Origin of the sequence: Streptomyces sp. NPDC049577, assembly GCF_040675635.1 — a bacterium.
Classification (GTDB): Bacteria; Actinomycetota; Actinomycetes; order Streptomycetales; family Streptomycetaceae; genus Streptomyces.
The window spans coordinates 1-8,321 of the sequence record NZ_JBFAPH010000271.1 but is presented as its reverse complement, the minus strand read 5'-3'; the positions used below and the strand labels follow the sequence as shown (position 1 = coordinate 8,321).

Here is an 8,321-nt window from a genome sequence, read left to right as displayed (position 1 = left end):
CGCGGTGGAAACGACGGACCCGCCCTCGTCGTGTGCCTGCTCCTCCTGACGGCGCACTCGCACCCGGTTCGATTCTTCCGCTGAAGCAGTACCCGTCGTCACAGAAGACGAGTTCAACCTCCGCCGGAACGAGGCCCCTGAACCAGAGCGCAAACCTGGCTGCCACTTCAAGAGGTGAATCGAGGTAGATACAAGTTCCATCCACGTGAGCGGAACCCTCAAGCTCCTGGCTGCCCTCCGAGTAAGTCCAGACAACACCCCTGGACTCCTGCGTTCCCTGACATTCGCGGATCACAGCGGAAGGCCAGTCTCGCTCCAACGCCGCGATCAACTCCGCACGTCGAACCCTACGGTTCTGATCTTCAAAGACGGCTAGATACGTCACCGACCTGCTCCTTTCCTAGGGATGCACGACGACAGAGCCAGGGATCCCATGCTGTTGCATCAGGCGCGTGAAGTAGGGTACTGCACCTGACTCGTTAGTGATGACACGCAGTCCCACGAGCGGATTCCCTGGGTCATTGATTACTGACGCATATCGAGAGAACTCATCGTTCATCTTGGCGTCAATCTTCGCCTGGATGAAATCTGGGACCTTCCCACCCGGCACGAAGGGGCTTCGCCCAGGATTTCCTACATACTTCGCATCCAAGAGCTCGGATGCGTTGGAATCGAGGCCGTCTGCCCAGACCTTCGTCCCGCCACCTGTGGCGTGGTATTCGGTCGAGCCAACCGTCCTGATTTGATACGCCTGGTTCTCACCGCTGCCCTTCGGGGCACCAGGCTTCAGTGAGAACTTATACGCCGTCGGACAGGCCGCATTCGTGTTGTGGACCAAGATCGGCGTGCCGCCGGCCACAACATAGTAGGTATGAAGCCCGTCGACCGTGAGGTCGTACGTGACCGCGTCAGCGTGATAGAGCCGGATGCTCTTGACCTCGACGTTGCCGTCTTCGGTCTCCAGCAGGTCACCCTCGTGCAGGTCCTTCGCCTCGACGAAAGAGGTCTGCGTCTGGTCGTAGAAGGGGTGGTGGTAGGTGGTGGTGATGGTCGCCGACGAGGCCGTCGACGCTGTGGCCGTGGTCGGGGCCAGAACTGCCGCGGCAGTTGCCGCCGCGGCGACGCCGGCAGCGGCCTTCTTCAGGACGCGGGCACCCAGGCCACTCTTCTTGGTGGTCGGGGCGACCGTGACGTCCACGAAGTCGCGGTCCGTGCGGGTGACGATGACCTTGTCGACCTTGTGGGTCTCCGTGGCCCCGGGCTTGCCCGGAACCGCGTTCTTGATCTCGTCGCCGACCTTCACCTCGTCGATGCGCTTGGACGAGCCGTCGGCCATGGCCACACGGGTCTCACCCGTGAAGCTGTGCGCCTGGCCGCAACTGGAGCGCCTGAGGCCAGCTGCAAGTGCGCCGCCTACCGCCCCACCGATCGCACCTTCCGCCGCACCGCTGGCAGCTGCACTGCCCGCTCCGGACCAGGAACAACCGGCTCCGCTGCTGGCGCAGCTGATGCCATATCCAGCGGCACCCGTTGCACCGCCCGATATGCCGCCTACCGCGGCACCTTCAAGGGCACCGGAAACGACCTTAGGCAGTGCGTGGCCGATGGCCGATTCCGCGAGCTTGCCCCCAAGCGCGCCGCCCAAGGCACCACCGATCGCGCCGCCGACGCCGCCCAGGAAGATGGCTCCGCCAAAGGCCTTGGCCGAACATGCACCGGACTGGCCGGACATGCACTTCGCGCCCTGACCGACCAATCCGCCGACTTCACCGGCAAGCGCACCGCAGGCCGCAGCGCCGGCGACCGCGCCGATACCACCGGTGGGTGCACCGATCGCGACCTCACAGCCAACAAAGACGGCCGTCGAGGCGACGAAGGACGCGATGGCTGCCGCGTGGTGCTTGACGTATGTGGCGGCCGTGTTCACCGCCTTCGCCGTCGCGTGGTAAGCAGTCTTCACCGCTTGCACCGTCTTGTGGTACGCGTGACTCACCACGTGTTTCGTCGCGTGATACGCATGGCTGGCCGCACGTCTCACGTAGCGGTAGCCGTCATGGACCGCCCGGCTCACCCGGGATACCGCCCGGTGCACGTAGTTCGACGCCGCGTGGTACGTGTGCTTCACGTACGACGACGTCGCGTGGTACGCACTGGACGCATAGGACGAGACAGTGTCGTAGGCACTGGACGCGTAGGACGACACAGTGTTGTAGGCACTGGACGCGTAGGACGAGACCGAGTCGTAGGCGCTCGAAGCATACGAACTCGCGCTGCTCCAGGCGTGCGACGCCTTCTTCTTCAGGTTGCCCCAGAAGCCGTGACCCGACGGGTCCGTGCCCTTCAGCGGGTTGTCGTCCACGTACGCGAACGGGTTGGCCGTGACCGAGTTCGGGACCGGGTCGAAGGCCATCGTGTCGCGGTTCATGAACTGGCCGGTCGCCGGGTTGTACCAGCGGGCGGCCATGTTGACCTTGCCCGTGGCGTTGTCCGTCCAGCCCGACTGGTAGCCGAGGTGACCGAACGGGGCGCCCGTCGTGGCCGTGGAGTTGCCCAGCGGGTCGTACGCCGTGGAGCCGCTCAGCTCCGTTCCCGCCGCCGTGAAGTTGCCGATGACGTCGTCGTGCTCGTCGGTGAAGGCGAGCACGCCCGCCGCGCCGGACGTGCCGATGCCGATCAGGCCGCCGTCGGGGGTCCACGTGTACGTGTTGCCGCCGTCCGAGGCCAGGGTGTTGCCCGTGCCCGTGAAGGCGAACGTGAGCTTGGCTCCGCCCGCTCCGTTCGCGGTGACGACCCGGCCGAGGGCGTCGGTGACGTACGTCTGGGTGCCCTGCGTGAGCTGCTGGTCGAAGGCGTCGGAGGCGAACGCGGTCGGCGTGCCGGAGGCTGTCGCCTGCTGGGTCATCGTGCCCCGGGCGCTGTACCGGTAGGTGTTGACTCCGTCGCTGGTCAGCTGGTCGCGGGCGTCGTACGCGTAGACGTTGGAGCCGACCCGGATGCGGTTGCCCGAGTCGTCGTAGCCGTACGCGGTCGTGGTGGTGCCGTTGTTCCAGGAGGTGAGACGGTCGGCCCAGTCGTAGGTGTAGGTGTTGTTCGACGGGCCGGCCAGGCCGGTGCTGTTCTTGCTGGTGAGGTTGCCGTTGGTGTCGTAGCCGTAGCCGATGGAGGCGACGGTGCCGCCCGCGGCGGTCTTGAGGGTGTCGTCGGTCAGCCGGTGCAGCTTGTCGTAGCCGAAGGTACGGACGTTCCCGTCCTTGCCGCCCTGCGTGTACTGCACGCGCGTCGGCTTGGAGAGGGCGTTGTACGTGTACGTCAGCTGCGTCCCGGTGGCCGGGTCGGTCAGGGTGGACAGGCGGCCGGCGGTGTCATAGCCGTAGCTGGTCGTGCCGGCGGCGTCGGTCCGGTTGGTGATCAGGCCGTCGCCGTTGTAGCCGAAGGAGCTGGAGCCGGAGGTTCCGGCCGCGGTCAGCAGCAGACCCCGGTCGTTGTAGGTGAAGGTGTTGGACGTGGCCGGGACCGCGACGTTGCCGGTCAGGGCGCTGGTCGCGGCCGAGGTCATGCGGCCCTCGGCGTCGTAGCCGAAGCTACGGGTCGCCGTGCCGATCTCGGCCCCGGAACCGGACTGCGACGTGAGGTTGCCCAGCGCGTCGTAGTCGGAGGTGACCTTGACCCCGCCCGGCGCCGTCTGCGTCACCGCGCGGCCGGCCGCGTCGTAGGACGTGGTGAACGTCGAGTCCGCGGCGCTGGTGTAGCTGTACGTGGACGTCGACACCGGCGGCTCGATGACCGACTCGGGGAGGTTCCAGGAGTTGAAGGTGTAGTAGCGGGCGTTGCCGCGTCCGTCGGTGAAACGGGTGCGGTGTCCCGCCGCGTCGTAGCCGAAGCTGGTCGTGATCGAGTGCGTCGCGTCGACCGGCTGGACCTCACCGGTGACCTGGCCGAGCGCGTCGCGCGTGTAGGTGGTGGTGTGCTGGTTGGCGTCCGTGGACGACATCAGGTGACCGGCGGCGCTGTAGGTCGCCGAGCGCGTGGAGAGCACCGTCTTCTTGTCGGTGTCCAGCGCCTGCGTCTGGACGGGGTTGCCCAGCTGGTCGTAGGTGACGGTGTTCCACGTGCCGTCGGGCAGACCGACGGCCGTCTTGTTGCCCTTCAGGTCGTAGGTGTTCTGGGTGGTGTTGCCCGCCCCGTCGGTGACCTGGGTGACCTCGCCGACCCGGTTGTAGCCGTAGCTGGTGGTCACACCGTTCTGGGTCGTGGTCGACGCCAGGAACGCACCGCCCGGGTTCGTCGCGGAGGCCGCGTACGAGTGGGTGGTCGTGGACGTGGTCGGGTTCGGGAAGCGGTCCAGGACCGTCGTGGTCAGCTTGCGGCCCATGAAGTCGTACGTCGCCTGGGTCTGCGCGCCGGACGGTGAGGTCACGGACAGCGCGTCGCCATTGGCGTCGTAGACGCTGCGGGTGACGCCCTTGTTGGCGTCGGTGATCTGGACGACGTCGCCGAGCTGGTCGTAGGCGTAGCCGGTGGTGTGCTGGAGCGGGTCGGTGACCAGCGTGACGTTGCCGAGCGCGTCGTACGTCCAGTTCGTCGTCGCGCCGGTGATCGGCGAGCCGGCACCGGGCGCCGTGTAGCTGGGCAGGGTCTCGGCGGTCTTCCGGCCCTCGGCGTCGTACGCCGTGGTGACGGTGTTGCCGTTCGGGTCCTGGGTCTCCGACGGGTTGCCGAAGGTGTCGTAGCCGACGGTGGTGGTGGGGTGCACCAGGGTGGGTGCGCCGCCGTTCGTCTCCGCGTTGACCGCCGGGGCGACGGTGACGGTCTGGTGGCCGGCCTCGTCGTAGGCGTAGTTGGTGACGTTGCCGTCCGGGTCGGTCATGCTGACCGGCAGGCCGCGCTTGTCCAGCTTCCAGCTGGTGGTCGCCTGGCTGCCGGACGCCGTGGTGCCGCCGGAGCGGTCGGCGCCGTACAGACGGGTGACCTCGTCGCCGGAGAGGGCGCGCGGGTAGGTCTGGACATTGTCGATCGCGCCGCTGACCTGGTTGTACAGCCCGCCGTCCGCCGTGTGGACGGCGCCGAGGGTCGTCTGACCGGGAGCGTTCCAGGGGGTGGAGTTCGTCGCCGTACCTGCCGGCTGGCCATTGACGTACAGCTTCATGGCGCCGGTGCCCGAGTCGAACGTGGCGACCAGGTGCGTCCAGGTTCCCGCCACCGCGCTGCCGGTGGGTGCGAGCGCGGCCGGGTAGGCCGTGTTGGACCCGTCGTTGGTGCTGGTGCTGAAGGCCCAGGACTTGGTGCTCGCGATGTAACCGAGGTAGAGCGCCTGGTGGTTGGTGCCGCCCTGACCGACGAAGGTCTGGTCGTTCGCGCTCTGGCTGTTCAGCTTGACCCAGGTGGAGACGGAGTACGACGAGGCGGTATTGAGAGCGGGACCGTTGGTGCCGATCACGCTGGTGGTGCCGTTGAGCGAGGCCGCTCCGTCGTTCCAGGTGACGTCCTTCGCGACGGCGGTGTTACCGGTGCCGGAGGCATCGGTGACCGTCGTGCCGGACGTCTGGTTCAGCGGCCACCACCCCGTCGGGTGCCCCACACCGTCCTGCCGCACGGAGGTGCTGGTCAGGTTGCCCATCGCGTCGTACGTCGAGCTGGTGGCGTGGGTGGTCCCGCTGCCGTCGCTGAGGGTGCTGGTGGCGACCCGGTCGTCGGGCGTGTACGAGACGGTGGTGGTGCGGTTGACGCCGGTCGGGTCGACCGTGGTCGCGGTGACCCGGTCGGCCGCGTCCACGGTGGACTTGGTGACGGTGGCGCCGTTGTTGGTGGCCTGCTGGATCAGGTTGCCGGCCGCGTCGTAGGTGTTGGCCTGCTGGACGAAGGTGTTCTTCCCCGTCGGGTCGGACTTGGTGATCGTCGCCGTGAGGTCGTTGTCCGTGTAGGTGTACGACGTGGTGTTGCCCATCGCATCGGTGATGGACTGCAGCCGTCCCGCCGGGTCGTAGGCCCGGGAGGACTGGACCAGGTCCTTGGCCGGCGAGGGGTTGACCGGGTCACCCGTGTAGCCCTTGAGGGTCTGGGTGAGCAGATGTCCCTCGGAGTCGTACGTGAAGGCCAGGGTGTTGCCGAGCGCGTCGCGCTCGGTGGCCTTGTTGCCGTAGGCGTCGTACGTGAAGGACGTGGTCGCCTTGGTGCCGTCGGTGTTCGTCTCCAGCTGGTTGTACTGGTTGTACGTGGAGGAGACGGTCCGGGGCGCGTCGCCGCCGGAGAGGTCGGCGACGGTCTGCGAGGTGACCAGTCCGTCCGCGTCGTAGACCGTGGTGGTCTTCGCCTGGTGGACGGCACCGGTGACGCGGTTCGTCACGGCCGGGTCGGTCTGCTCGACGACCTGCGACTCGGCGTCGTACTTGAACTGCGTGACGAGGCCGTTCGGGAAGGTGTCCGAGACGACCTTCTTACTGACCGGCCGGCCGAGGTTGTCGTAGGTAAAGCTGGTGACCTGGCCGTTCGGGTCGGTGGTGGAGGCGACGTCACCGTTCTTGAAGTAGGTGATCGTCGTCGTGGCGCCGCCCGGCGAGACCGTCTTGTACGGCAGGCCCTTGGGGGCGAAGCCGCCGTCGGCCGCCGCGACGGACGTGCCGTCGGTGTAGGCGATCGACGTCGTGCGCCCGTTGGGGGAACCCGGCACGGCCGGGGTCGTCACGCCGGTCTTGTTGCCCGCCGCGTCGTAGGAGAACGACGTCAGGTACGTGTTGTCCGTCGCGGAGGACGAGCGGCCGTCGCGGACGGTGGCCGGCAGGTCGTTCTGCGGGTTCGGCGTCAGCTGGGCGCTGGTGTCGTCCGGCAGGTAGGACGTGTACGTGGTCGAGCAGGCCTGGGCTGCCTGGTTCTGGCAGGTGGTACGGGTGACCTCGTTGCCGCGGACGTCGTGGCCGGTGGTGACGACGTTGCCGTTGGGGTCGGTGACCGTGTGCTGGAAACCGGCGGTGTCGTAGCCGTAGGTGGTCTTGTACCCGCGACCGTCGATCTGCGCGACGGCGCGGTTGCCGTTCCACAGGTCGTACTGGTAGGTGACCGTCTTGGTACCGGGGTCGGTGACCTTGACGACCTTCAGCGGGGACAGCCCGTTGGAGCTGCGTCCGGCGGACCAGTGGGCGGCCGCGTCGCTGCCGCTGAGCTCGGTCCGGTAGAAGGCGGCCTCCGCGATCGAGCCGGAGAAGTAGCCGAGCGGGTTGGTGGGACGGGCCGGCCAGCCGTTGGACTCACCGGCGCCGATGTAGTTGTACCCGGCGGCCGAGCCCTTGAGCGCGGCGGTGGTGGAGCCGGCCTGCACGCCGTCGACGTACAGGTGCTGGCCCTTGCCGGAGCCGGTGAGCAGAGTGTGGTGCCACTTGCCGTCGTTCACCGGAGCGGACGCGACCATCTGGCCGGACGTGCCGTTGGTGTCCCAGAACTTGCCGTGGACCTTGCCGTCGGTGCCGACGTAGAGGGCGGGCGTCCAGTCGTTGGCGGTCGGATTCGGGCCGTTCACGGCCGCGCCCGACTGGCTGAAGAGCACGCCGCCGGCGGTGCTGCCGGGCGGGGTCTTGAACCACATCTCGACGGAGTTCGGCCCGGTCTGCACCTGCTGGCTCGCGGGGAGTTGCAGGAAGGAGGACGAGCCGTTGAAGGCCGCCCCGGCCCTGTCGGTGAAGGGGCCTTCCGAGCCGAGTGTGACGTTGGCGTACGTCGCCGTGCCGGAGTTCACCTCGTTGACCGCCTGGCCCACGCCGGCAGAGTCACCGAGGCGGTAGTAGGCGGCGGGGGCGGAGCCGAGCACCGCCGAGCGGTAGACCTCGCTGGAACCCTGCACCGTGGGTGCACCCATGGTCCAGTTGCCGCCGTTGGAGTCGGTCAGCCGGGTGACGTCCGCCGTGACCGGGTCGTAGGAGACCGAGGCGAAGGTCTTGCCCGAGGGGCGGGTGACCGTGCTCAGGAGGCTGGCGGGCTTGGTGGCGGCGCGGTAGAGGTCGTTGACCTCTGGCTGGGCCAGGGGCTTGCCGTAGTAGGAGACGTTGGAGAGGGAGCCCTTGAAGTAGCTGCCGTAAAACGTGCTCGAGTTGGGATGCGGCTGGTCGGGCCAGGTGTAACCCAGGTAGCCCGTGCCCAGGTAGACGTTGCGGTACAGCCAGGGCATGGCGCTGCCGTTGCTGCCCATGGACTGGAAGCCGGGCCCCGTGCCTACCTTGTTGCCGTCCAGCCACATGGTCTGCGCGGTCCATGAACCGGAGAGGACCACGTGATGCCACTTGCCGTCGGCGACCGAACCCGCGGTGGTGATGGGCTTGGTCTGTATGTCGTAC

At 67.6% G+C, this 8,321-nt stretch carries 1 protein-coding gene; it reads right to left on the bottom strand.

Annotation, left to right across the window (positions count from 1 at the left end):
• Positions 1–400: 400 nt before the first annotated feature.
• Entirely contained in the window at positions 401–8,257 is a 7,857-nt protein-coding gene (locus tag AB0K09_RS24920) for a LamG-like jellyroll fold domain-containing protein (RefSeq protein ID WP_366067605.1), read from the bottom strand.
• Positions 8,258–8,321 lie beyond the last annotated feature (64 nt).